This is a genomic window from Streptomyces sp. NPDC058812, from assembly GCF_042744565.1.
GTDB classification, from domain to species: domain Bacteria; phylum Actinomycetota; class Actinomycetes; order Streptomycetales; family Streptomycetaceae; genus Streptomyces; species Streptomyces thinghirensis.
On record NZ_JBHYOB010000009.1, the window covers coordinates 1 to 23,480 of the forward strand.

Sequence of the window (23,480 nt, forward strand, 5' to 3'; positions counted from 1 at the left end):
AACGATCCGACGACCGAGGAGCCGTCCGAGTCGCCGACGCAGTCGCCGTCGAACAGCCCGTCCACCGAACCACCGCCGACCGGCGGTGAGTCCACGGAGCCGGAGAACCCGCTCTTCCCGGACGTGGACCGGCAGGAGCGATAACCGACGGCAGGAACGCGCGAAGGGCGCCCGGTGACCACTACCGGGCGCCCTTTCGCGCGTGGATGCCTCACCCCCGGTTCAGCTCGAACCAGACCACCTTCCCGGTGCTCAGCCGCGTCGCCCCCCAGCGCCGGGCCAGCCGGTTCACCAGGTACAGCCCGCGTCCACCCTCGTCGGTCGCCCGTGCCTGCCGCAGCCGCGGCAGCTGCGGCACGTCGTCGCCGACCTCGCAGCGCAGCACGTCCGTGCGCAGCAGCCGCAGGGTGACCGGCTTCGAGGCGTACCGCACGGCGTTGGTCACGACCTCGCTGACCAGCAGCTCCACCGAGTCCGTGAGGTCCTCCATACCCCAGCGGGCGAGGGCGCGCCGGGCCAGGCGCCGGGCCCGGCCGGGGGCGGTGTCATCGGGCTCCAGGAACCAGTACGCCACGTCGCTGGGCGCGATGCCGTCGAAGCGGGCGGCGAGCAGTGCGATGTCATCGTCCCGGTCGCCCGGGCCGAGCATGTCCAGCACCTCGTCGCACAGGGCTTCCAGGGGCGGCGGATGGTCAGGACCGGTGAGCTGCGCGGTCGCCGCGAGGCGCTCCCGCAGCTGCTCTATGCCGGTCCACACGTCGCGCAGCCGGGACTCGACCAGCCCGTCCGTGTAGAGGAGCAGGGTCGCGCCGGCGGGGGCGTCCAGCTCGACGGCCTCGAAGTCCACGCCGCCGACCCCGATGGGGGCGCCCGCGGGCACCCGCAGCACCTCGGCGTGGCCGCCCAGGTGCAGCAGCACGGGCGGCGGGTGTCCGGCGTTGGCGACGGTGATGCGGTGCGATACCGGGTCGTACACGGCGTACAGGCAGGTCGCCATGCGGTCGGTGCCCAGGCGCTGGGCCTGCTCGTCGAGGTGGTGCAGCACCTCCTGCGGGGGCAGGTCGAGCCCGGCCAGGGTCTGCGCCGTGGTCCGCAGTTGGCCCATGATGGCCGCCGACGTCATGGAGTGGCCCATCACGTCCCCGACGACCAGCGCGACCCGGCTGCCGGGCAGCGGGATGGCGTCGTACCAGTCGCCGCCGACCCGCGCCGTCTCGGCGGCCGGGAGGTAGCGGGAGGCGAGCCGTACGCCGGTGCAGCGCGGCAGGTTCTCCGGGAGCATGGTGCGCTGCAACTCGTCGGCGATGTACGCCTCACGCCCGTACAGCACCGCCTTGTCGATGCCGAGCGCGCTGTGCGTGGCGAGCTGGGCGGCGACCAGCAGGTCGTCGGCCTCGAAGGCGACGCGCTCCGGGCCGCGCAGGAACAGCGCGGCCCCGATCACCCGGCGCCGGCCGCGCAACGGCGCGAGGATCGCCCGCCGGCCGTCGGGTACGGCGAAATCCCGGTCGTCGCCGAGCAGTTCCGGCAGCGCGGCGCGGGCGGCGGGCGTGTCCGTGAAGACCGGTCGCACCCCGCGCAGCACCTCGGCGAGCGCGCTGCCCGGCCGCACCTCGCACAGCTCGGAGCCGACCGTGTCCAGCTCGGAGGGCTCGGGCTGGGCCGCGGGCGTGAAGCCGCTCTCGGTGTCCCGTTCGGCCGGTATCCGGTCGGTGCGGCGCAACCGCAGCACCAGGGGGCCCGTGGGCCGCTCGTCGCCGACCGGCAGCGGCTCGCGCAGATAGACCAGGATCGCGTCCGCGAACGTCGGCACGGTGGCCCGGCACAGCCCCATCACGATCTCGTCCAGGTCCATGCCCCGGGCGATCCGCCGGGTCGCGGCTCCCACGAACCGCAGCCGGTCCCCGTCCCGCCGCATGGGCGTGGGCTGTCCCGGCGCGGTGGGCTGTCCGGTACGGCGGTCCGGCTCCAGCGGCGCGCCACGGCGCTCCACCCCCGCCGGTGTCCCGGAACCGGCGACGGCTTCGGGTACGGCTCCGGGGACGGCCCCCGCTCCGGTCTGCGCGCCGCCGGGCTGGGCCGGGACGCCGTCGGACGTGGGCCGCGGGCGGTGCGTGTCGGGCTCGGCGGCCTGCTCGGCGCCCGGCTGGACGTGCTCGAAGGCGCCGGAGGAGTCGCCGCCCGCGGGGGGCGGCGTCTCTCCGGGGCGCCCCTGTGCCGGTAACGCGGACCCGGGGGCGCGCGGCGGCACGGGGGTACGCAGGAGCGCCCCGCGGGGATCCGCGGGGTCGCCGCCCACCGTGGGGCGGTCGAAGGAGGTCGGGTGCTCCGTCACGCGTGTCGAATCCATCCGTCCGGGACTGCGCGCGGCGCGTGCAGTTCGTCCCGCAGAGATCCCGATACCCGGAATACGTGCCCCGGGAACGGGATCGCCGCGTGGTCAGAAGCTGTTCCTGTGTCACCGGCGGGCCGTCTGCGGCCCGTATCCGTGTTGCCCTCGTACCTCTCGCTCACGTCCTGCCGCCCCTCGGTGACGATCGGTCAAGCACAGCGCACGCTCCGCCGGTTGGTGCCGCGCTCCCTTGCGGAGGACGATCCTACGTTTCCTGCCCGGGGGCGTATCAAGGGTCTCATGAGGACACGTGCGCGGGTGTGCGGTCCCAGTCCCCGGGCAGCGACGGTACCGGCCAGGACGGATCCGGTCGCCAGTGTTCCCAGCCGTCCGCGAACGGGGAGCCCCAGGCGCGGATCTCCGCCACCGCGGCACGGCCCGCCTTCCGCACCCGCTCGGCGAGCCGGGCGTCCATCAGCCGGTCCCGCTGGGCCTGGGCGAACTCGTCCTCGTCCCGCCAGTGCCAGGTGCGGTCCGGGTGGACGGAGATGTCCAGGAAGTGGTCCTCGGAGTCCACTCCGCCCTCCCAACGGGCCAGCGGCTCCTCCAGGTTCACGTACCAGTTCTTGAACCGCCAGCCCGGATCCCAGAACAGCCACACCGACCAGGGATCGCCGGGCCGGGCCAGCTTCAGCACCCCCGTGCCGAACCACCGGTCGCGCTGCACGGTGCGCGGTTTGGTGTAGCGCGAGACCAGCGGTTCCAGGTGCACGGGCGTGCCGTCGGCGAGTACCGGCTTCACGCAGTCGGTGCCGGGGGCCAGCCACACGGCGAGCAGGTCGGCGTCGTCCCGTACGACGGTGACGGGGCGCACGATGTGGAGGTGCGGGCCGCCGTTCTCCCGGTAGCGCCACAGGATCCGACTGCCGGGCGCCCAGTACCCCGCCGGGGCCGCCGGACCGCCCCCCTCGGCCCCCGCTTCCGTCGCCGCGCTCACCGCTTCACCGTCTGCCATGGACAGATATTAGGTGCCCTTGCCACCTGGCGCGCCGGTGATCGCGGACGAGCGCCCCACGTCCACGAGCGTTCGCGAGCGCCCTACGACGGTCACCCGGTCACGGGTGGGTCATCCGCAGCACGTCCAGCGCCTCGTCCAGCTGCCCGTTCGTGAGGTCGCCGCGCTCGACGTAGCCGCCCTCCAGCACGACCTGACGGATCGTCTTCCGCTCGGCCAGCGCCTTCTTGGCGACCTTGGCGGCCTCCTCGTACCCGATGTACTTGTTGAGCGGCGTGACCACGGACGGCGAGGACTCGGCGTACTCGCGGGCCCGTTCGCGGTGGGCGACGATGCCGTCGACGGTCCGGTCGGCCAGCAGCCGCGAGACGTTGGCGAGCAGCCGGACCGACTCCAGTACGTTCTTGGCGATGACCGGCAGCATGACGTTCAGCTCGAAGTTGCCGGCCGCTCCCGCCGCGGCGACCGTCGCGTCGTTGCCGGTGACCTGGGCGGCGACCATGAGCACGGCCTCGGGGACCACCGGGTTGACCTTGCCGGGCATGATGGACGACCCCGGCTGGAGGTCGGGCAGGGAGATCTCCGCCAGCCCCGTCCGCGGCCCGGACGCCATCCACCGCAGGTCATTGGCGATCTTCGTCAGGCCGACGGCGATGGTCCGCAGCTGCCCACTCGTCTCGACGATCCCGTCCCGGGCACCCTGCGCCTCGAAGTGGTCGCGCGCCTCGGTCAGCGGCAGCCCCGTCGCGCGGGCCACCTCCTCGATGACGGCGGCGGAGAAGCCGGGCGGGGTGTTGATGCCGGTGCCGACCGCGGTGCCGCCCAGCGGCAGCTCGGCGAGGCGGGGGAGGGACGCCTGAAGCCGCTCGATGCCGTACCGCACCTGCGCCGCGTATCCGCCGAACTCCTGCCCCAGCGTGACCGGTGTGGCGTCCATGAGGTGCGTACGCCCGGACTTCACGACGTCGCCGAACTCCTCGGCCTTGCGCTCCAGGGCGCCGGCGAGGTGGTCGAGGGCCGGGATCAGGTCACGGGTGACGGCGGCGGTCGCGGCGATGTGGATCGACGACGGGAAGACGTCGTTGGACGACTGGGAGGCGTTGACGTGGTCGTTGGGGTGCACGTCCCGGCCGAGCCGCTCGGTGGCGAGGGTGGCGACGACCTCGTTGGTGTTCATGTTGGACGAGGTCCCCGACCCCGTCTGGAACACGTCCACGGGGAAGTGCTCGTCCCACTTCCCCTCGGCGACCTCCCCGGCCGCCGCCTGGATCGCGCCGGCGACGTCCTGGTCCAGGACCCCCAGCTCGGCGTTGACCTTGGCCGCCGCGCCCTTGATCCGGGCGAGTGCCTCGATGTGGGCGCGTTCGATGCGCTGCCCGGACACGGGGAAGTTCTGCACCGCCCGCTGCGTCTGGGCACGCCACTTGGCGTGGGCGGGAACCCGCACCTCACCCATGGAGTCGTGCTCGGTGCGGTACTCGGTCCTGTCCTGCTCGTCGGCCATCGACGATCACCTCCACGTGTCACAGCGTCCTGGATGCGACCACTGTTCCCCGTGGAGGTGAACCGTCACCGGCCGGGCTCAGGCGAGCCCGGGCCCCCGCACCGGAATGCTCGTGAACGTCGGCGCCGGCGCCGGGTCCTGGAAGAAGTCGTTGCCCTTGTCGTCCACCACGATGAACGCCGGGAAGTCCTCCACCTCGATCTTCCAGACCGCCTCCATGCCGAGCTCCTCGTACTCGACGACCTCGACCTTCTTGATGCAGTCCTGGGCGAGGCGCGCCGCCGGTCCGCCGATGGAGCCGAGGTAGAAGCCGCCGTGCGTGTCGCAGGCGTCCGTGACCTGCTTGCTCCGGTTGCCCTTGGCCAGCATCACCTTGGAGCCGCCCGCCGCCTGGAACTGCTCCACGTAGGAGTCCATGCGCCCGGCCGTCGTCGGACCGAAGGACCCGGACGCGTACCCCTCCGGCGTCTTCGCCGGACCGGCGTAGTACACCGGGTGGTCCTTCAGGTACTGCGGCATCTCCTCGCCCGCGTCCAGGCGCTCCTTGATCTTGGCGTGCGCGATGTCACGCGCCACGACCAGCGGGCCGGTCAGCGACAGCCGGGTCTTGACCGGGTGCTTCGTCAGCTCGGCCAGGATGTCGTCCATGGGCTGGTTGAGGTCGACCTTGACACTCTGCCGATCAGCGGCTTCGCCGCGGGCGCCCTCCTCCGCCAGCTGCTCGTCCGTGGTCTCCGGCAGGAACCGCGCGGGGTCGGTCTCCAGCTGCTCCAGGAAGACGCCCTCGGCGGTGATCTTCGCGACCGCCTGCCGGTCCGCCGAGCAGGACACCGCGATGGCGACCGGGCAGGACGCGCCGTGCCGCGGCAGCCGCACCACGCGCACGTCGTGGCAGAAGTACTTGCCGCCGAACTGCGCGCCGATGCCGATCTTCTGCGTCAGCTCGAAGACCTTCTCCTCCAGGTCCTGGTCCCGGAAGCCGTGTCCGAGCTCCGAACCCTCGGCGGGGATCTCGTCCAGGTAGTGCGCGGAGGCGTACTTCGCGGTCTTCAGCGCGTACTCCGCCGACGTGCCGCCGACCACGATCGCCAGGTGGTACGGCGGGCAGGCGGCCGTGCCCAGCGAGCGGATCTTCTCCTCCAGGAACTTCATCATGGAGGCCTCGTTCAGGACGGCCTTCGTCTCCTGGTAGAGGAACGACTTGTTGGCCGAGCCCCCGCCCTTCGCCATGAACAGGAACTTGTAGGCGCCGCCGTCGGTCGCGTACAGCTCGATCTGGGCCGGGAGGTTGGAGCCGGTGTTCTTCTCCTCCCACATGGTGAGCGGAGCCATCTGCGAGTAGCGCAGGTTCAGGTTCTTGTACGCGTCGTAGATGCCCCGGCTCAGGGCCTCCTCGTCGCCGCCCGCCGTCAGGACGTTCTGGCCGCGCTTGCCCATGACGATCGCCGTGCCGGTGTCCTGGCACATCGGCAGCACGCCCGCCGCCGCGATGTTCGCGTTCTTCAGCAGGTCCAGCGCCACGAACTTGTCGTTGCCCGACGCCTCGGGGTCGTCGATGATGCGGCGCAGCTGCGCCAGGTGGGCCGGGCGCAGGTAGTGCTGGATGTCGTGGATGGCCTCCTCGGCCAGCTTGCGCAGCGCCTCGGGCTCCACCTTGAGGAAGGTCCGCCCGTCGGCCTCGAAGGTGGAGACACCCTCGGAGGTCACCAGCCGGTACGGAGTGGTGTCCTCTCCCTGGGGGAGCAGATCGGTGTACGCGAACTCAGGCATCTCGCCCATTCCTCACTCGGCATCACGCGCGGCTGAATTCCTCAGCAACGACGGCTCGCCTCCATTGGCAGCGTCCACCAGCGTAAAACCTGCCGTCGGGGACGAGCTTGTGAGGTAAGGCTCAGTAGGTCGCGCGCAGAGCCGCGCACGGTGTCGGGCGCAGAGCCGCGCACGGTGTCGGGCACAGAGTTGAGACAAGGTTGTCCACAGGGGTAGTCGCGATCTATCGCGTTTCGGTACGCTGCTGCCGTGGACCTTCAGAAGCACGCCCAACCGCAGGACGCGGCACCGCGCGGCACCGCAGCGCCCGTCTCCGAGATGCGCGCCTCGGACGCCGACCGAGACCGCGTCACCGACATGCTGCGCGAGGCCCTCGCCGAGGGACGGCTCACCGCCGAGGAGCACGCCGAGCGCGTCGAGGGCGTGCTGGCCGCCAGGACGGTCGGTGAGCTGGACGTCTTCGTCCAGGACCTGCCCGCCGCGCACGCCGGGCGGGGCACGGGCGCCGCTCCGGCTCCCAACCGCCCCACCGCCGGCGCCATCCCGGCCGAAGCCGACGAGAACCTGGTGGCGGTGTTCAGCAGCGCGGTCCGCAAGGGCCGCTGGCGGGCGAGCCGCCGTATCCACGCGTACGCGGTCTTCGGCAGCGTCGAGATAGACCTCAGCGAGGCGGTCTTCGAGCACCAGCAGGTCGTGATCAAGGCGTTCTCGATCTTCGGCAGCGTCGAGGTGCGCGTCCCGGAGAACGTGTCGCTGCGCGGCGCGGGCGGCGGCGTGCTCGGCAGCTTCGAGGTCCACACACTCGACTCGGCCGAGGCCGAGGCCCCCGTCATCTACGTGGACGGCTGGGCGGTGCTGGGCAGCGTCGAGGCGCGTCCCAAGCGCGGCAGGGTCGTCGCGGACATCCTCGACCGGGTGCACCGCAAGGTCGACAAGGGTTTGCGCAAGCACCTGTAGCGCGGCACCGGCGGCGGTTGGAAACCCAGTGCATAGGCGCGCGTACAACGGGTAAGCCTTGACGCATCGTCTCTCGCTCGCGAAGCCGTCGTCAGGAGTAGACCGTGCTGCAACCGCCGCATTCGTCCCTGCAGGTAGCCGCCGTTCCGGCCCAGCGGGTGCCCGTGCGGGACAGGGACCAAGACGCTCCCTGGCACACCGAGGCGGTGTGCCGGCGCGACGAGGCCGGACTGTTCTTCGCACCCTCCAAGGAACCCACCGCCGCCCGGCTCTCCCGCGAGGAGGCGGCCAAGCGCGTCTGCGCGCGCTGCCCGGTCATGGTCGAGTGCCGCGAGCACGCCCTCCTGCAGCCCGAGCCCTACGGCGTCTGGGGCGGCCTCACCGCCGCCGAACGCCGCGTGGTCCTGGCCCGCCGCCGCCGCCGCGACGTGGAGCTGAAGAACGCCGCCCGTACGACGGGCCGCATAGCGGCGGCCGGATAGAACCCAGGCACGCGAAAGGGCACCCTCACCGCACCGAGGGTGCCCTTTTGACGCCACGGGCGCGGGGCTGTGTCTGATCTGCGGCTCCGCCGCGCGGGCGTGACCAGCCACAGCGCGCCCGCACTCGCCACGAGACAGGAACTCCCCACCTCAGAGGGCGCCCCGCGAAACCGGCGGAGTCACTTCGCCCGGTCGAAATCCACCGCGCTGTACGCCCGCAGCTTGCTCAGCCGGTGCTCGGAGTCGATCCGCCGCACCGTGCCCGACTTGGACCGCATCACGATCGAGTCGGTCGTGGCGATCTCGGACCGGTACCGCACCCCGCGCAGCAGCTCACCGTCGGTGATGCCGGTCGCGACGAAGAAGACGTTGTCCCCGGAGACCAGGTCGTCGGTGGTCAGCACGCGGTCCAGGTCGTGCCCGGCGTCGATCGCGCGCTGCCGTTCCTCGTCGTCCTTGGGCCACAGCTTGCCCTGGATGGTGCCGCCCAGGCACTTCACGGCGCAGGCCGAGATGATGCCCTCCGGCGTGCCGCCGACGCCGAGCAGCAGGTCGATGCCGGTGCCCTCGCGCAGCGCCAGGATCGAGCCGGCCACGTCGCCGTCGGAGATCAGCTTGATGCGGGCGCCGGTCTCCCGGACCTCCTTGATGAGGCCCTGGTGCCGGGGTCGGTCGAGGATGACGACGGTGACGTCCTCGGGGGTGCGTCGCTTGGCCTTGGCGATCCGGCGGATGTTCACGGACACGGGCGCGTTGATGTCGACGAAGTCGGCGGCCTCCGGCCCGGTGACCAGCTTGTCCATGTAGAAGACCGCGGACGGGTCGAACATGGAGCCCCGCTCGGCGGCGGCCAGCACCGCGATGGCGTTGGTCATGCCGTTGGCGGTCAGCGTGGTGCCGTCGATCGGGTCGACGGCGATGTCGACCTCGGCCCCGGTCCCGTCGCCGACCCGCTCCCCGTTGAAGAGCATCGGGGCCTCGTCCTTCTCGCCCTCGCCGATGACGACGACGCCGTTCATCGAGACGGTGTGGACGAGGGTCCGCATGGCGCGCACCGCGGCGCCGTCGGCGCCGTTCTTGTCGCCGCGCCCGACCCAGCGGCCGGCGGCCATCGCCGCGGCTTCGGTGACCCGCACGAGTTCCATGGCGAGGTTGCGGTCGGGGGCCTCTGAGGGGACGTCCAGCTCGGACGGCAGATGATGCTCGGTCATCGGAGCGCACCTTTCTGATACGACGACGGCCGGATGAGGGTGTGAGCCGCACTCTATCGTCAGTCCGACAAAATGAGCAGGGGACCCCACGTATGAGCGGACCAGGCACCTGCGACGATAGGGGGCGTGGCAGGTATGCAAGGCAAGCAGAAGTCGGCCCGGGACATGATCCTCTCCCTCGGGCTCATCGTGCTCGCGGCGGGCGTGATCTGGATCTTCATTCCGCACGACGACGGCGAGCCCCCCGTCAAGCGGGTGGACTACCGGGTCGAGCTGCTCACCGCGCAGCGCGCGGCGTCGTACCCGGTGGCAGCGCCGGAGGGCCTCTCCAAGGACTGGAAGCCGACCTCCGTCCGCTTCCGGGGTGACGAGTTCGAGGCATGGCACCTGGGCTTCCACGCCCCGGACGGCGAGTACGTGGCGATCGAGCAGTCCACGCAGAAGCCGTCCACGTTCATCGACGACGCCAGCCAGGGAGCACGGGAGACCGAGGCGACTCAGGAGATCGGCGGCCGGACGTGGACCCGGTACACGGGCGGCCGGTACGACGCGCTGGTGCTGCACGACGCGGACGGAATGAAGGGCGCGACGACGGTCGTGGCGGGTACGGGCTCGTTCGACCAGCTGAGCAGGATGGCGGCGGCGCTGAAGCTGACGTGAGCCTCCGCCGCAGGCCGATGACGTGACGAAGCCCCCGGCACCTCGCCGGGGGCTTCGTCACGTCATCGGGTCGCGCGGCTCAGACCGTGGTGACGACCTGGTCGTACGCCAGGCGCGGGGAACGCGGGAACCAGGCGTCCGGGCCCGGCCGGCCGATGTTGACGACCATCAGCGGGGTGTGGTCGTCGTCCAGGAACTCCTTGCGGACGCCCTCGAAGTCGAGGCCGGTCATCGGGCCGGCGGCGAGACCCGCGGCGCGGACGCCGACGATGAAGTACGCGGCCTGCAGGGCGGCGTTCAGCGTGGCGGCGCCCTCGCGCACCGGGCGCTCGCTGAAGAAGGCGTCCTTGGCCTGCGGGAAGTGCGGGAAGAGCGCGGGCAGTTCCTCGTGGAACTCGTTGTCCGCCGACAGGATCGCGACCAGCGGGGCGGCGGCCGTCTTGGGCCGGTTGCCCTCGGCCATGTGCTGGACGAGACGCTCGCGGGCCTCGGGGGAGCGGACCAGCGTGATGCGCAGCGGCGACTGGTTGAAGGCGGTAGGGCCGTACTTGACCAGGTCGTAGATCGCCTGCACCTGCTCGTCGGTCACCGGCTCGTCGGTGAAGGTGTTCGCGGTGCGGGCCTCGCGGAACAGCAGATCCTGGGCGGCGGGGTCAAGAACGAGAGACATACGTGATCTTCCTCGGGGTGTGCGTCGGCGCTCCGCGCAGGTCGGCGGGGAGCCGTTGACAAGGGCGACGCTACGACAAAGAAGTTCAAGCTTCAACCAAAAAGGGAGTGTGGTGATCCGCTTCACAGTGACGTGGATCACTTGCGGTTGGCGATCACTTCCGTCGCCGACCGCGGTCCTACAGGGCAGTTCACCGTCACTCGCACCCAGGGAGCGCACCGACATGACCGCCACCGTCAAGGGCCCCGCCTCCTACTTCCCGTCGATCGAGAAGAAGTACGGCCGCCCGGTCGCGGAGTGGAAGGAGCTGATCCGCTCCTCGTCGCTCACCAAGCACATGGAGCTCGTCGCCTGGCTCAAGACCGAGCACGCACTGGGCCACGGACACGCCAACGCGCTCGTCGCGCACACCCTGGCCGAGGACAGCGGGGAGCAGGGCGGCGGGAAGTAGGGCAAGCGGGAAGCAGCCCGTCCTCCCCGCGCGGGCGGCCCTAGCGGTCCTCGTCCTCCGCCCCGGCCTCCTCGGCCAGCGCCGCGTCGAGGCGGGCCCGGGCGCCGTCCAGCCAGCGGCGGCAGACCTTCGCCAGCTCCTCGCCCCGCTCCCACAGGGCGAGGGACTCCTCCAGCGTCGTACCGCCGGCCTCCAGCCGCCGTACGACCTCGATCAGCTCGTCTCTCGCCTGCTCGTACCCGAGCGCCTCGGACACGGCCGTCGGCTGCTCCACCTCGCTGGTCATCCACCCACCCTATGCGTCGACTCGTACGGAGAAATCTCCCTCGGAGACGCGTGCGCGGAGCGTCTCACCCGGCTCCACCTCGCCCGGGTCACGGACGGCGTGGCCGTCGGCCCGCTGCAGCACGGCGTACCCGCGCTTCAGGGTCGCGGCGGGGGAGAGGGCCACCACGCGCGCGTGCGTGTGCGTCAGCTCGGAGTCGGCCCGGTCGAGGTGGTGCCGCAGCGAACGGCGGCCCCGCTCCAGCAGCGCCGTCACCTGCTCGGCCCGCTCGTCGATCATCCGGTGCGGATCCTGTATCGACGGCCGGGCCAGCGCGTGGGCCAGTCCCCGCTCCTCGCGGTCGACGTAGGCCGCCACGCAGCGCCGGGCGCGGTCCCGCAGCTGGCGCACCCGCTCGTACTCCTCGCCGACGTCCGGCACGACCTTCTTGGCGGCGTCGGTCGGCGTGGAGGCGCGCAGGTCGGCGACATGGTCAAGCAGCGGATTGTCCGGCTCGTGGCCGATCGCCGAGACGACCGGCGTACGGCACGCGGCGACCGCCCGCACCAGCTGCTCGTCGGAGAACGGCAGCAGATCCTCCACGCTGCCGCCACCCCGCGCGACGACGATCACGTCCACGTCGTCCATCGCGTCCAGCTCCTTCACCGCCTGCACCACCTGCGGCACGGCGTGCACGCCCTGCACGGGGACATTGCGCACCTCGAAGCGGACGGCGGGCCAGCGGTGCCGGGCGTTCTCCAGGACGTCCCGCTCGGCCGCCGACGCCCGCCCGCACACCAGGCCGATCAGCTGCGGCAGGAACGGCAGCGGCTTCTTCCGCTCCGGCGCGAACAGTCCCTCGCGCGCGAGTGCCTTCTTCAGCTGCTCCAGGCGAGCGAGCAGCTCCCCGACACCCACCGGCTTGATCTCGGCGGCCCGCAGCGACAGCTGGCCACGCGGGGCGTACCACTCCGGCTTGGCGTGTACGACGACGCGCGCGCCCTCGCCCACCACGTCCGCCACCGCGTCGAACACCTGCCGGTAGCAGGTCACGCTCACGGAGATGTCGTACGACGGGTCGCGCAGCGTCAGGAAGACGACACCGGCACCCGGCCGCCGCGACAACTGCGTGATCTGACCCTCGACCCACACCGCGCCGAGCCGGTCGATCCAGCCCCCGATCAGCCGTGACACCTCGCCCACGGGCAGCGGGGCTTCGGGAGTCGAGTTAACAGCCATGCGCCCGAGCGTAACGGCCGGGTGTGACAACCCGCCCCGGCACGCGTCGCCCTTCGCCGGGCCCGGCTCACCCGCCTCACGCCCCCACCGAGCGCCTCCCGCGTGCCTGCACCGCCAGTACCACCAACCCCACCACCAGCCAGATCGCCCCGACCACCTGCGCGGTCCTCGACGCCTCCACGATCACCGCGATGGTGATCGCCGCCCCCAGCACCGGAATCAGCGCGTGGCGCCACCAGCTCACCGTGCCACCGAGGCGCCGGACGACGAACCAGCCCACCACGCTCGCGTGGAGCATCGTGAACGCGGTCAGGGCGCCGACGTCGACCACCGAGACCAGATGGTCGAGACCGTCGTCCCGGCGCGCCGCCCACACCGCCGCCACCATGGTGATCACGGCGGCGACCAGCAGCGCCACGCGCGGCACCCCGGAGTCCGTCCGCGACAGCGCCTTCGGCAGCCGCCGGTCGCGGCCCATCGCGAAGAGCAGCCGCCCGGCCGCCGCCTGCCCGGCCAGCGCCGCGAACGCAGCGCCGATCGCCTTGCTCACCGCCACCAGGTCGTGCAGCCACGTTCCGACCGACGCGTCCACGGCGTCGTAGAACGCCGACCCCTGCCGCTCCGGCTCCGCCGCCAGTTGCGCCGACGACACCGGCTCCAGCAGCGCCACCAGATACGTCTGCGCCACGAACAGCACGCCCGCCAGCGCCAGGCAGAACAGCAGCGCACGCGCGACCTTCGCCGAGCCGCCGGTGACCTCCTCCGCGAAGGTCGCGATCGCGTCGAAACCCAGGTACGACAGCACCGCGACCGACACCGCGCCGACGACCGCCGACAGCGCGAACGCCCCCTGCGTGCCGTCCCCGGACAGCGGCGACAGCCAGCCCCGCTCGGCACCGTCGCGCGCGAGGACCACGATCGCCGCCACCACGAACACCACCAGGACCACGATCTCCATGGCGAGCACCAGGAAGCCCACCCGGGCCGCCGCGCGCACCCCCCACAGGTTCAGCAGCGTCGTGACGACCACCGCGATCGCCGTCCACACCCACCGCGACACCTCCGGAACCAGCGCCTCCATCGCGATGCCGGAGAAGAGGTACGCCACCGCCGGGATGAGGACGTAGTCCAGCATCGCCATCCAGCCGGCGACGAAACCGGCCCCGTTGCCGAGCCCCGCGCGCGCGTACGCGAACACCGACCCCGCCTGGGGGACCACCCGCACCATCTGCGCGTAGCTGAATGCGGTGAACGCCATCGCGATCGTGGCGACGACGTACACCAGAGCCACCGCGCCGTGCGACTTGGCGTCCAGCGTGCCGAACACGCCGACCGGCGCCATGGGCGCGATGAACAGGAGCCCGTAGACGACCAGGTCCCTGAAGCCCAGGCTGCGCTTCAGCTGGTGTTCCTCACCGGCCCCCTGGGCCGCCGTACCGGTCTCGGACATCGTGCCTCCGCCAGCGCATCGGACTGTGCCTCGGAACGCCCCCGTCAGCGTCCCCTTCAACGTCCCCGTCAGTCTCCCGGGCGACGTCGTACCCACGCGATCTTTGACCCGCCGAACGCGGCCTTACGATGGGTGCCATGACTGCTTCGCCTGGCCGCCGTGTCCTGCTCGCCGCCCCCCGTGGCTACTGCGCGGGTGTGGACCGCGCCGTGATCGCCGTCGAGAAAGCCCTGGAGCAGTACGGGGCTCCGGTCTACGTCCGGCACGAGATCGTCCACAACAAGTACGTCGTCCAGACCCTGGAGAAGAAGGGCGCCATCTTCGTCGAGCGGACGGAGGAGGTCCCCGAGGGGAACATCGTCATGTTCTCCGCGCACGGTGTGGCCCCCGTCGTCCACGAGGAGGCCGAGCGCGGCAAGCTCGCCACCATCGACGCCACCTGCCCGCTCGTCACCAAGGTGCACAAGGAAGCCGTCCGTTTCGCGGACGACGACTACGACATCCTCCTGATCGGCCACGAGGGCCACGAGGAGGTCATCGGCACCTCCGGCGAGGCCCCCGACCACATCCAGCTCGTCGACGGCCCCGAGGACGTCGCCAAGGTCGAGGTCCGCGACCCGTCGAAGGTGGTCTGGCTCTCCCAGACCACCCTCTCCGTCGACGAGACCATGGAGACCGTCGACGCGCTCAAGGAAAAGTTCCCGCAGCTCATCTCCCCGCCGAGCGACGACATCTGCTACGCCACGCAGAACCGCCAGCTCGCCGTGAAGCAGATGGGCGCCGAGGCCGAGCTGGTGATCGTGGTCGGCTCGCGCAACTCCTCCAACTCCAAGCGCCTCGTCGAGGTCGCCAAGCAGGCGGGCTCCCGCGCGGCGTACCTGGTGGACTTCGCCGACGAGATCGACGAGTCCTGGCTGGAGGGCGTCACCACGGTCGGCGTCACCTCCGGCGCCTCCGTCCCGGACGTGCTGGTCGAGCAGGTCCTGGAGTGGCTGTCGCAGCGCGGCTTCGAGGACGTGGAGATCGTCAAGGCCGCCGAGGAGTCGATCATCTTCTCGCTGCCCAAGGAACTCCGCCGCGACCTGCGCGAGGAGGCGGCGTCCCTGGTGGCGCAGCGGGGCGGCTCGGGCACGGCCGGGGCGTGACCGTCAGTCGTCCGTCGTAACGTGGTGCCATGCAGATCTTCGGCGTGGACATCGGCGGATCCGGGATCAAGGGCGCCCCTGTGGACCTCGACAGGGGCGCCCTGGCCCAGGAGCGCTGCAAGGTACTGACCCCGCACCCGGCGACCCCCGACGGCGTGGCCGACGGGGTGAAACAGGTCGTCGAGCACTTCGGCTGGACCGGACCGGTCGGACTCACCTTCCCGGGTGTGGTCACGGGCGGCGCCATGGTCCGCACGGCGGCCAACGTCGACAAGAGCTGGGTCGACACGGACGCGCGCGCCCTGTTCAGTGAGCGGCTCGGCGGGCTCGACGTGACGGTCGTCAACGACGCGGACGCGGCGGGCGTCGCCGAGATGCACTTCGGCGCCGGCCGCGACCGGAAGGGCACGGTCGTCCTGCTCACCTTCGGCACCGGCATCGGCAGCGCCGTCTTCACCGACGGCGTCCTCGTCCCGAACAGCGAGCTGGGCCACCTGGAGCTGGACGGCCACGACGCGGAGAAGCGCGCCTCCAGCAAGGTCAAGGAGGACCACGACCTGTCCTGGGAGCACTGGGCCCACCGGGTGCAGCACTACCTCGCCCACGTCGAGATGCTGTTCTCACCCGAGCTGTTCGTCATCGGCGGCGGGGTCAGCCGCAAGGCGCACAAATTCCTGCACTACATCGAGGGCGTCCAGGCCGAGATCGTCCCCGCGCAGCTCCAGAACAACGCCGGGATCGTGGGCGCGGCGATGCGGGCGGCGGAGGGAGCCGGCCGGCGGGCCGCGGGCTGAACCCGCCGTCACGCGGGCGTACGGGCCCGGACGGCGGCCCGGCGGCGCCGCAGCAGCCGGACCCTCCGGACGATCACGGTCGACCCCGCGACCAGTGTCCCGCCGTACAGCCAGCCCGCCTCGGTGGCCAGGGCGGTGACGAGCCCCATCAGCCGCCCCGGCACCCCCTTGCCGCTCTCGGCGACGGTCACCAGGCCCACGGCGAAGGCGATCGGCACGACGACGGGGGCGGTCAGCAGGTCCCCCTTGCGCACCCAGAGCGCGGTGAGCAGGCACACCGGCAGGAACAGCACGCCGTACACCGTCAGGGACGCGCCGAACAGCAACTGGTCGAGGAAACCGAGCACCAGCATCACCGCCGCGCAGAACAGGCCGCTGCCCAGCCCGGTCAGCCGTGGATTGGGCATCCCGCGCAGGGCGCGCACCGCCCGCGCCACCGGAGAACCGGACCGCGCCGCCGGCCGCGGCGTCGCGGGGCGTGCCGCGGCCGGTCTACGCGGACCGCCGCCCCCCGCACCCGCCCCGACCGGGCGCGCGACGGCCCGCCCGACCCCGGCGCCGCCCGCTCCCCGCCCCTGCGGGGGCAGCGGCGCCCGGCCCCGTCGCGGTCCGTACTGCGCAGGTCGCGTCCTGTGTTGCTCCACTGGACCAACTTAGGTCGGTTTATGTGCCGAATAGCCCGACAGACACGCCGTCGGGCACAGCTTGGCCCAGCGTTCGACACCGCGCGGGGCCGGTACCGGCCACCCCGTAGACTGGTGGATCGGCCCCTGCCTGGCCCGCCCCACCCGCTCCACCCCTCCGCATCCTCACGTACGGGAAGTCGCAACGTGTCGCTCACGATCGGAATCGTCGGTCTGCCGAATGTCGGCAAGTCGACCCTGTTCAACGCCCTGACCAAGAACGACGTGCTCGCGGCCAACTACCCGTTCGCCACGATCGAGCCGAACGTCGGCGTCGTGGGCGTCCCGGACCCCCGCCTGGCCAAGCTGGCCGAGATCTTCTCCTCGGACAAGGTCCTCCCGGCGACGGTCGACTTCGTCGACATCGCGGGCATCGTGCGCGGCGCGAGCGAGGGCGAGGGCCTGGGCAACAAGTTCCTCGCCAACATCCGCGAGTCCGACGCGATCTGCCAGGTCATCCGCGCCTTCAAGGACGAGAACGTCGTCCACGTCGACGGCAAGGTCTCACCCAAGGACGACATCGAGACGATCAACACCGAGCTGATCCTCGCCGACCTCCAGACCATCGAGAAGGTCCTCCCGCGCCTCCAGAAGGAGTCCCGGATCAAGAAGGACATCCAGCCCAAGGTCAAGGCGGTCGAGGAGGCCAAGGAGATCCTGGAGAAGGGCGACACGCTCTTCGCGCACGGCATCCTCCAGGGCAGCGAGCGCGCCGAGCTCCTCCACGACCTGCACCTCCTCACCACCAAGCCCTTCCTCTACGTCTTCAACGTCGACGAGGACGAGCTGACCGACGAGGACTTCAAGGACGAGCAGCGCGCCCTGGTCGCCCCCGCCGAGGCGATCTTCCTCAACGCCAAGCTGGAGGCGGACCTCGCGGAGCTGGAGGAGGACGAGGCCCTGGAGCTCCTCCAGTCCGTCGGCCAGGAGGAGCCCGGCCTCGCCACCCTCGCCCACGTCGGCTTCCGCACCCTCGGCCTGCAGACCTACCTGACCGCCGGCCCCAAGGAATCCCGCGCCTGGACCATCAACAAGGGCGCCACCGCCCCCGAGGCCGCCGGTGTCATCCACACCGACTTCCAGAAGGGCTTCATCAAGGCCGAGGTCATCTCCTTCGACGACCTGGTGACCACCGGCTCGGTCGCGGAGGCCCGCGCCAAGGGCAAGGCGCGCATGGAGGGCAAGGACTACGTGATGCAGGACGGGGACGTGGTGGAGTTCCGCTTCAACGTGTAGCGGCTGACCTGTCGCCACGTCGCTGATCTGGCGAACATGCAGGTCGATCAGGGTCTGACTCTCCGGGGTCAGGCCCTTTTCCTCTGTCTCGCTGGATGGGCGCCGTCGACCACGTCGCGCAGCTGCGAGCGGGCGGTGATGCCCAGCTTGGGGAACACCCGGTAGAGGTGGGAGCCGACCGTACGCGGAGAGAGGAACAGCTTCTCCCCGATCTCACGGTTGGTCAGGCCGCGGGCCGCGAGCTGGACGATCTGCTGCTGCTGGGGGCTGAGTTCGGTGATCGCGCTGGGGACGACGCTGGTCGCCTCGATACCGGCGGCTCGCAGTTCCGCCTTCGCGCGTTCGATCCAGGGTCGGGCGCCGAGCCGCTGGAACGTGTCGAGTGCTCCGGTCAGCAGCGGGCGGGCCTCCGCGATACGACGCTGTCGGCGCAGCCACTCCCCGTAGTCCAGCCGGGTCTGTGCCCGCTCGAAGGGCCACTGCTCGCCCGCTCCGTCCGCCAGCGCCGCCTGGAAGTGCCGTTCGGCGTGCTCCGGTTCGGCGAGCAGGGCGCGGCCTCGCTCGACCAGGAGGGAGACACGTGCCGACATGCCGGTGCCCAGGCGCCGCACCGACCGCTCCAGCAGTTCCGCGGCGTGTTCGCGCTGTCCTCGGCGGACGGCCGCCGCGGCGAGTTCGGCCAGGACGGTGCAGGAGACGTGGTAGTGGGCCGGGTCGCCGTCCTCGGTGAAGGCGGAGCGGAACTGCGCGTACGCGGTGTCGTAGTCACCCTCGGCCACCGCCGCCAGCCCCAGCGCACGGCGGGCGCAGACCGCGACGGAGCGGCTTTCCAGCGGATCGACGAGGGCCAGTGCCTGCTCGGCATTGCTGCGTGCGTCGGCCGACTCACCGAGCAACGCCGCTGCTGTCGCCTCGAGCGCTCGGGCGCACGCCTCGGCGTGGTCCAGTCCGGCCTGCGAGGCCACCACCGCGATCTCGGCGGCCACCGAGCGGGCCTCGGCCCAGCGGCCCTGCTCCAGATAGGCCCAGCCGACGGCGCAGCCCAGACCGGCCGGTAGCGGGCCATGGGCCTGCCAGCGGCCGAACGCCTCGTCGAAGGTCCTGGCGGCGAGGGCGGTCTGGTCGAGGAGCCAGGCCACGACGGCGAGCGCGGTCAGAGACCTGGCGTCGTCCCTGACCTCGGCGATCAGCTGTGGCAGCGCCGGGGCGAGGGACGCTCCCGCGCCGGCGGGATCGGAGACGGCCAGTACCCAGGCACGCAGCGCACCACCCGCGGCGGAGTCCGGCACATCGGAGAGCAGGGCCTCGATCCGCTGCCGCTGGGACTCCTCGCCCGAGTAGTAGCGGACCACCGCCGCCGCGGCGAGGGCGTCCAGCAGGCGGGGCGACCGGGCGTCCGCCGCCTCGTCGGCGATGCGCGCCAGCAGCGCGAAGGCGGCCGTGTGGTGCGGGCCCATGGTCATGAGTTGCCCCGTCGCCAGCGCGGCCCGGCTGATCAGCGCCGGGTCGTCGCTGCGCTTTCGGACCTCGCCGGCCAGGTGTGCCACCCAGCCGAGCTGACCGGTGAAGACGGCCATGTCCGCGGCGTCGGCCAGCAGCCGCGCCTGGTCCGCGCGGCGCGGACTGAGTTGCGCGGCGCGCTCCAGAGCGGCGGCAGCGGCCGCGTGGCCGCCCCGGCGCCGGGCCCGGCCGGCTGTCTCCAGGAGGACCGCCGACACCTGCTCGTCGGGCCGCACGGTCGCGGCCGCGAGGTGCCAGGCGCGGCGGTCGGGCTCCTCGCCCAGCAGCTGGGCGAGCGCGAGATGTGCGCGCCTGCGTTCCTCGAACGACGCGGCGTGGTAGACCGCCGAGCGGACGAGCGGGTGGCGGAAGGAGATCCCGGCGCTGTCCTGCCGTACGAGACCGGCCCGTTCGGCGGGCGCCCACATCGTGTCGTCCGCCTCGGGCAGGCCCCGCGCGGCCACCGGCGCGTCCGCCGTGTCAGCGGCGGCGAGCAGCAGCAGGGCGCGGCGGGTGGCTTCCGGCAGGTGGAGCACGTGCCGCGCGAAGATCCCTTCCAGCCGGTCGGTGACGGGCAGCGGGCCCTCCACTCCGCTGCCCTCCACTCCGCTGCCCTCCACTCCGCTGCCCTCCGGCTGTCTGCTCGCGGCGGCGCGGGCGAGCTCGACCAGGGCCAGCGGATTGCCCGCCGCCTCCTGCAGAATCCGAACCCGGGTGCGGCCGGTGGGCCGCGTCGGCTGCTCATCGAGCAACCGGTTCGCCGCGTCACCGCTCAAGGGGCCGATCTCCAGGCGCTCGTACCCCTTCTCGAACCCGGGCAGCACGGCCGCGGCACGCACGCCCATCAGCAGCGTCACGGGCTCGCTGTCCATGCGCCGGGCCATGAAGGAGAGAACGTCCAGCGACGCGCGGTCGATCCACTGGGCGTCGTCGACCACCACGAGCAGCGGTGCCGGTTCCGCCAGATCCGACACCAGGGTCAGCACCGCCAGGCCGACGAGCATGGCATCGGGGGGCTCGGCGTGTTCGGCCAGTCCCAGAGCGACCCGGAGTGAGGAACGCTGCCGTGCCGGCAGGCCGTCCAAGTCGCCGAGCACCGGGCGGAGCATCTGGTGCAGACCGGCGAACGCGAGATGCGCCTCGGACTCGCTGCCGACCGCTCGCAGCACCCGATGGCCGGCCCCGCGCGTACGCTTCACGGCGAGGTCGAGCAGGACGCTCTTGCCGGCACCGGGGTCGCCCTCGACGATCAGCACCGCGCTGTGGGACCGGTCGGCGGCCGTTCGCTTCATGATCTCCGCGGTCTCGGTTTCCCGACCCACCACAGCGCTTCCAGCAGTGCACGGAGGAATGGGCAGCGTCAATTCCGCACGATCCCCCTAGCGAGGTGCCGCGAGCACGTCCCGGAGTACGTTCTCGAGCGTGACGCGGGCCAGCTCGTGTCTCAGGGTCTCCTCGATGCCCTCGTAGATGCCCTGCATCGCCGGCTGGATGCCGTAACCCACCACGCATCCCTGGTCCGGGGTGTTGCGGTGCATCGCGAACAGCGGGCCGGGTTCCACTGCCTCGTACACGTCGAGCAGGGTCATCGACCCCAGCTCGCGCGCCAGCGACCAGCCCGCGCCCACGCCCCGCCGGGACTCCACGAGCCCGGCCTTGCGCAGCTCGCCGAGCAGCCGCCTGATCACCACGGGGTTGGTGTTCGCGCTGGTCGCGATCTGCTCTGAGGTGGCGACCTCATGGCCCTGGCGCTGGTAGAGGCCGATCCAGGCCAGCGCGTGGGCGGCGATGGTCAACCTGCTGTTGGCACTCATGAGCCCCTCCTCTCGCCTCTCGGACGCAACGCTTCATGTTACGACAGCGCAGTCGTAACCGCGAAGGTTGCAACGGGCTGTCGTAACAATTAGCGTTGCGACTGCCGGGAAGGATCCGGGAAGGATCAATCAACGAGGTGAGAAGAATGAGCAAGCCACTCACGGGCAAGGTCGCCCTGGTCACCGGGGGGTCGCGCGGACTGGGAGCCGCGACCGTACGACTGCTGGCCGAGCAGGGCGCCGACGTCGCCTTCACCTACGTCAGCTCCGAGAAGCAGGCGCAGGCCGTCGTCGACGAGGTGCACGGCAAGGGAGCCAAGGCCGTCGCCTTCAAGTCCGACCAGGCGGACACGAGCCGGGCGCCGGCGCTGATCGACGACGTGGTCGCGCGCTTCGGCGGCCTGGACATCCTCGTCAACAACGCGGCGATCTCGGTGGAGCAGGGCCGCACGGTGGACGACCCGGACGCCGACACCGCCGCGCTGGACCGGATGCACGCCACCAACTACCTCGGCGTGATCGCCGTCATACGGGCCGCCTCCCGTGTGCTGCGCGCGGGCGGCCGCATCATCACGGTGAGTTCCGGACTGGGCTCCCGGGTCGGCGTCCCGGGCGTTGCCGACTACTCGGCGACCAAGTCAGGCATCGAGAGGTACACCATGGGGGTCGCACGGGACCTCGGGCCCCGCGACATCACGGCCAACGTCGTGGAAGCCGGGCTGATGGACAGCGGTATGCAACCGCCGGACCCCGACACCCTCAAGGCCCTGCTCAGCTCGCTGTCCCTGCAACGCATGGGGCACCCCGACGAAATCGCCGCGGCGATCGCCTTCCTGGCGAGCCCCGGCGCGTCGTACGTCACGGGCGCGGTGCTGGACGCCCACGGTGGCTACAACGCCTGAACCGGAACTGCTGACGCGCGCCCCGAAGGACACCGCGCCTTCGGGGCGCGCACCGCCGACGACCCACGCGTGCGTGCACGGCTCCCGCGCGCGCGTGCACGGCTTACACGCGCGCGCGAAACCGCACGACGCCTTCGTCCCGTCGGCTTGCGGCCTCACACGACGAGTCGTCGACCGCCGCGTCCAGGTGCAGTCACGTGACGCATACCGCGGCCCCCCACCTGCGACGCACCATTGCGGAACAGGGTCGTTCACGGAACGGACTCGCCCAGCGGACGGCCCTGTTCTCACCGGCGAAGACCAGACGGTCTGCCCCCGGCGAAGGCCAGACGGTCTGCCCCCCGGCATCTGACCTTCTGCTGACCTTCTGCCGCCAGGCCGCGGCACCCGCGGCACCGCCGCCCCCGTCAAGAGTCCGCTCATCCGCGTCTCGCCCGCGTCCGCGGCCCGAGCACGCGGAACCGATCGAACTGGAGAGAACCGTGGACACCATCACCCTGGGCGATGTCACCGTGACCCGAGTCCGGGAGTACTACGGCCCCGTCGACCTGACGCCCGAGGCGTTCGTCCCGGAGAGCCCGGCGGAGGCGTGGGACACGCACCGTTCCTGGCTGGTTCCGGACTTCCTGGACGCCGAGACCCGGATCGTCAACTCGGCGATCCAGACCTGGGTCCTGCGCAGCGAGGGCAGGACCATCCTGGTCGACACCGGCGTCGGCAACCACAAGGACCGGCCGTACGCCCCTGTGTGGAGCCGCCTGGAAACCGACTTCCTGGGCAATCTCGCCCGCGCCGGGGTCCGCCCCGAGGACGTCGACATCGTGATCAACACGCACCTGCACATCGACCACGTCGGCTGGAACACCTACCTCGACGGCCGGACCTGGGTACCGACGTTCCCCAACGCCACCTACCTCATGGCCAAGCCGGACTTCGACTACTGGAACCCCGCCAACGACATCAAGACGCTGCTCGGCCGCGGCAACCAGAACGTCTTCGAGGACAGCGTCGCCCCCGTGCACGAGGCCGGCCTCACCCAGCTGTGGGAGGACAGCCACCGAATCGACCGCAACCTGCGCCTCGACCTCGCCCCCGGCCACACCCCCGGCTCGTCCGTGCTGAGGCTGGAGTCCGGCTCCGACCGGGCCCTGTTCGTCGGCGACCTGATGCACAGCCCGATCCAGATCGTCGAGCCCGACGCCAACAGCTGCTTCTGCGAGGACCCCGCCGAAGCCCGCGCCACCCGCCACAGGCTTCTGGGCTCGGCGGCCGACAGCAACGCACTCGTCTTCCCCGCGCACCTCGGCGGCCACGGCGCCGCCGAAGTCGTCCGCGAGGGAAGCAAGTTCGCCGTCAAGAGCTGGGCGGCCTTCGCCAAGTACACCGAGCCGGCCTAGGCC

General features: G+C 71.5%; 21 protein-coding genes. 9 read left to right on the forward strand and 12 right to left on the reverse strand.

Translation table 11 applies throughout. The features are described 5' to 3' along the window. Window positions 1-211 precede the first annotated feature (211 nt). From ACFW48_RS19810 to ACFW48_RS19825, 4 genes are all read right to left on the reverse strand, one after another. Entirely contained in the window at window positions 212-2,350 is a 2,139-nt protein-coding gene (locus ACFW48_RS19810; RefSeq protein ID WP_386316323.1) for a SpoIIE family protein phosphatase, read from the reverse strand. A gap of 280 nt (window positions 2,351-2,630) precedes the next feature. Beyond that, window positions 2,631-3,347, reverse strand: a complete 717-nt coding sequence (locus ACFW48_RS19815) for a DUF402 domain-containing protein (protein ID WP_386316325.1) — start codon at window positions 3,345-3,347, stop codon at window positions 2,631-2,633. A 100-nt stretch (window positions 3,348-3,447) separates the two neighbouring features. Further along, on the reverse strand, window positions 3,448-4,851 hold the full coding sequence (locus ACFW48_RS19820; protein ID WP_386316327.1) for a class II fumarate hydratase: 1,404 nt from the start codon (window positions 4,849-4,851) through the stop codon (window positions 3,448-3,450). A gap of 78 nt (window positions 4,852-4,929) precedes the next feature. Next, a complete protein-coding gene (locus ACFW48_RS19825) occupies window positions 4,930-6,621 on the reverse strand; it encodes a fumarate hydratase (RefSeq protein WP_386316329.1) in 1,692 nt (563 codons plus the stop codon). Between the two features lie 249 nt (window positions 6,622-6,870). On the opposite strand from ACFW48_RS19825, the gene ACFW48_RS19830 reads away from it, so the two are divergent. Further along, entirely contained in the window at window positions 6,871-7,578 is a 708-nt protein-coding gene (locus ACFW48_RS19830; RefSeq protein ID WP_386316331.1) for a DUF1707 domain-containing protein, read from the forward strand. Window positions 7,579-7,682: 104 nt separating this feature from the next. Next, window positions 7,683-8,060 carry a WhiB family transcriptional regulator gene (locus tag ACFW48_RS19835; RefSeq protein WP_003973931.1) on the forward strand — a complete coding sequence of 126 codons (378 nt, stop codon included), beginning with the start codon at window positions 7,683-7,685 and terminating at the stop codon, window positions 8,058-8,060. 179 nt (window positions 8,061-8,239) lie between these two features. On the opposite strand, the gene glpX is transcribed toward ACFW48_RS19835, so the two are convergent. Beyond that, complete coding sequence (gene glpX, locus ACFW48_RS19840; protein WP_386316333.1) at window positions 8,240-9,271, reverse strand: class II fructose-bisphosphatase; 1,032 nt, start codon at window positions 9,269-9,271, stop codon at window positions 8,240-8,242. A gap of 135 nt (window positions 9,272-9,406) precedes the next feature. Here glpX and ACFW48_RS19845 point away from each other — a divergent pair, with 135 nt between their 5' ends. Next, complete coding sequence (locus ACFW48_RS19845; RefSeq protein WP_386316839.1) at window positions 9,407-9,931, forward strand: DUF4245 domain-containing protein; 525 nt, start codon at window positions 9,407-9,409, stop codon at window positions 9,929-9,931. A gap of 79 nt (window positions 9,932-10,010) precedes the next feature. Here the strand turns inward: ACFW48_RS19845 and ACFW48_RS19850 are convergent, their stop codons facing one another. Further along, window positions 10,011-10,601, reverse strand: coding sequence for a malonic semialdehyde reductase (locus tag ACFW48_RS19850; RefSeq protein WP_386316335.1), 591 nt, complete (start codon window positions 10,599-10,601; stop codon window positions 10,011-10,013). Between the two features lie 223 nt (window positions 10,602-10,824). Between ACFW48_RS19850 and ACFW48_RS19855 the strand changes: the two genes are divergently transcribed. Continuing rightward, window positions 10,825-11,052 (forward strand): DUF4287 domain-containing protein, encoded by a 228-nt coding sequence (locus ACFW48_RS19855; RefSeq protein ID WP_386316337.1) that lies wholly within the window; start codon window positions 10,825-10,827, stop codon window positions 11,050-11,052. 40 nt (window positions 11,053-11,092) lie between these two features. On the opposite strand, the gene ACFW48_RS19860 is transcribed toward ACFW48_RS19855, so the two are convergent. The 3 genes from ACFW48_RS19860 to ACFW48_RS19870 form a co-directional block, all read right to left on the reverse strand. Then, window positions 11,093-11,338 carry an exodeoxyribonuclease VII small subunit gene (locus tag ACFW48_RS19860; protein ID WP_386316339.1) on the reverse strand — a complete coding sequence of 82 codons (246 nt, stop codon included), beginning with the start codon at window positions 11,336-11,338 and terminating at the stop codon, window positions 11,093-11,095. A 9-nt stretch (window positions 11,339-11,347) separates the two neighbouring features. Then, a complete protein-coding gene (gene xseA, locus ACFW48_RS19865) occupies window positions 11,348-12,556 on the reverse strand; it encodes an exodeoxyribonuclease VII large subunit (protein WP_386316341.1) in 1,209 nt (402 codons plus the stop codon). A gap of 76 nt (window positions 12,557-12,632) precedes the next feature. After that, window positions 12,633-14,006, reverse strand: coding sequence for an APC family permease (locus tag ACFW48_RS19870; RefSeq protein ID WP_386316343.1), 1,374 nt, complete (start codon window positions 14,004-14,006; stop codon window positions 12,633-12,635). A 128-nt stretch (window positions 14,007-14,134) separates the two neighbouring features. Here ACFW48_RS19870 and ACFW48_RS19875 point away from each other — a divergent pair, with 128 nt between their 5' ends. Together ACFW48_RS19875 and ppgK are read left to right on the forward strand one after the other, a co-directional pair. Continuing rightward, window positions 14,135-15,151 carry a 4-hydroxy-3-methylbut-2-enyl diphosphate reductase gene (locus ACFW48_RS19875; protein WP_386316345.1) on the forward strand — a complete coding sequence of 339 codons (1,017 nt, stop codon included), beginning with the start codon at window positions 14,135-14,137 and terminating at the stop codon, window positions 15,149-15,151. Between the two features lie 29 nt (window positions 15,152-15,180). Continuing rightward, window positions 15,181-15,945, forward strand: a complete 765-nt coding sequence (ppgK, locus tag ACFW48_RS19880) for a polyphosphate--glucose phosphotransferase (RefSeq protein ID WP_386316347.1) — start codon at window positions 15,181-15,183, stop codon at window positions 15,943-15,945. Between the two features lie 8 nt (window positions 15,946-15,953). Here ppgK and ACFW48_RS19885 read toward each other — a convergent pair whose 3' ends face one another. After that, the gene (locus tag ACFW48_RS19885) at window positions 15,954-16,589 is read right to left on the reverse strand and encodes a DUF6542 domain-containing protein (RefSeq protein WP_386316349.1); all 636 of its coding nucleotides are present in this window, start codon (window positions 16,587-16,589) and stop codon (window positions 15,954-15,956) included. Window positions 16,590-16,775: 186 nt separating this feature from the next. Between ACFW48_RS19885 and ychF the strand changes: the two genes are divergently transcribed. Further along, window positions 16,776-17,864: a redox-regulated ATPase YchF gene (ychF, locus tag ACFW48_RS19890; RefSeq protein WP_386316351.1), complete on the forward strand. Its 1,089-nt coding sequence runs from the start codon at window positions 16,776-16,778 to the stop codon at window positions 17,862-17,864. Between the two features lie 68 nt (window positions 17,865-17,932). Here the strand turns inward: ychF and ACFW48_RS19895 are convergent, their stop codons facing one another. Both ACFW48_RS19895 and ACFW48_RS19900 read right to left on the reverse strand, forming a co-directional pair. Further along, entirely contained in the window at window positions 17,933-20,728 is a 2,796-nt protein-coding gene (locus ACFW48_RS19895; protein ID WP_386316353.1) for an AAA family ATPase, read from the reverse strand. Between the two features lie 15 nt (window positions 20,729-20,743). Further along, window positions 20,744-21,178: an Rrf2 family transcriptional regulator gene (locus tag ACFW48_RS19900; RefSeq protein WP_386316355.1), complete on the reverse strand. Its 435-nt coding sequence runs from the start codon at window positions 21,176-21,178 to the stop codon at window positions 20,744-20,746. A gap of 146 nt (window positions 21,179-21,324) precedes the next feature. Between ACFW48_RS19900 and ACFW48_RS19905 the strand changes: the two genes are divergently transcribed. Further along, window positions 21,325-22,080: an SDR family NAD(P)-dependent oxidoreductase gene (locus ACFW48_RS19905; RefSeq protein WP_386316357.1), complete on the forward strand. Its 756-nt coding sequence runs from the start codon at window positions 21,325-21,327 to the stop codon at window positions 22,078-22,080. 482 nt (window positions 22,081-22,562) lie between these two features. Continuing rightward, window positions 22,563-23,477: an MBL fold metallo-hydrolase gene (locus ACFW48_RS19910; RefSeq protein ID WP_386316359.1), complete on the forward strand. Its 915-nt coding sequence runs from the start codon at window positions 22,563-22,565 to the stop codon at window positions 23,475-23,477. Window positions 23,478-23,480 lie beyond the last annotated feature (3 nt).

Excerpts from the sequence above, each read along its gene's own strand:
- ppgK (WP_386316347.1), top strand. The coding sequence starts at position 15,181 with ATGCAGATCTTCGGCGTGGACATCGGCGGATCCGGGATCAAGGGCGCC.
- ACFW48_RS19825 (WP_386316329.1), bottom strand. The coding sequence starts at position 6,621 with ATGCCTGAGTTCGCGTACACCGATCTGCTCCCCCAGGGAGAGGACACC.
- ACFW48_RS19815 (WP_386316325.1), bottom strand. The coding sequence starts at position 3,347 with ATGGCAGACGGTGAAGCGGTGAGCGCGGCGACGGAAGCGGGGGCCGAG.
- ACFW48_RS19850 (WP_386316335.1), bottom strand. The coding sequence starts at position 10,601 with ATGTCTCTCGTTCTTGACCCCGCCGCCCAGGATCTGCTGTTCCGCGAG.
- glpX (WP_386316333.1), bottom strand. The coding sequence starts at position 9,271 with ATGACCGAGCATCATCTGCCGTCCGAGCTGGACGTCCCCTCAGAGGCC.
- ACFW48_RS19875 (WP_386316345.1), top strand. The coding sequence starts at position 14,135 with ATGGGTGCCATGACTGCTTCGCCTGGCCGCCGTGTCCTGCTCGCCGCC.
- ACFW48_RS19900 (WP_386316355.1), bottom strand. The coding sequence starts at position 21,178 with ATGAGTGCCAACAGCAGGTTGACCATCGCCGCCCACGCGCTGGCCTGG.
- xseA (WP_386316341.1), bottom strand. The coding sequence starts at position 12,556 with ATGGCTGTTAACTCGACTCCCGAAGCCCCGCTGCCCGTGGGCGAGGTG.
- ACFW48_RS19870 (WP_386316343.1), bottom strand. The coding sequence starts at position 14,006 with ATGTCCGAGACCGGTACGGCGGCCCAGGGGGCCGGTGAGGAACACCAG.
- ACFW48_RS19845 (WP_386316839.1), top strand. The coding sequence starts at position 9,407 with ATGCAAGGCAAGCAGAAGTCGGCCCGGGACATGATCCTCTCCCTCGGG.
- ACFW48_RS19905 (WP_386316357.1), top strand. The coding sequence starts at position 21,325 with ATGAGCAAGCCACTCACGGGCAAGGTCGCCCTGGTCACCGGGGGGTCG.
- ACFW48_RS19820 (WP_386316327.1), bottom strand. The coding sequence starts at position 4,851 with ATGGCCGACGAGCAGGACAGGACCGAGTACCGCACCGAGCACGACTCC.
- ACFW48_RS19860 (WP_386316339.1), bottom strand. The coding sequence starts at position 11,338 with ATGACCAGCGAGGTGGAGCAGCCGACGGCCGTGTCCGAGGCGCTCGGG.
- ACFW48_RS19855 (WP_386316337.1), top strand. The coding sequence starts at position 10,825 with ATGACCGCCACCGTCAAGGGCCCCGCCTCCTACTTCCCGTCGATCGAG.
- ACFW48_RS19810 (WP_386316323.1), bottom strand. The coding sequence starts at position 2,350 with ATGGATTCGACACGCGTGACGGAGCACCCGACCTCCTTCGACCGCCCC.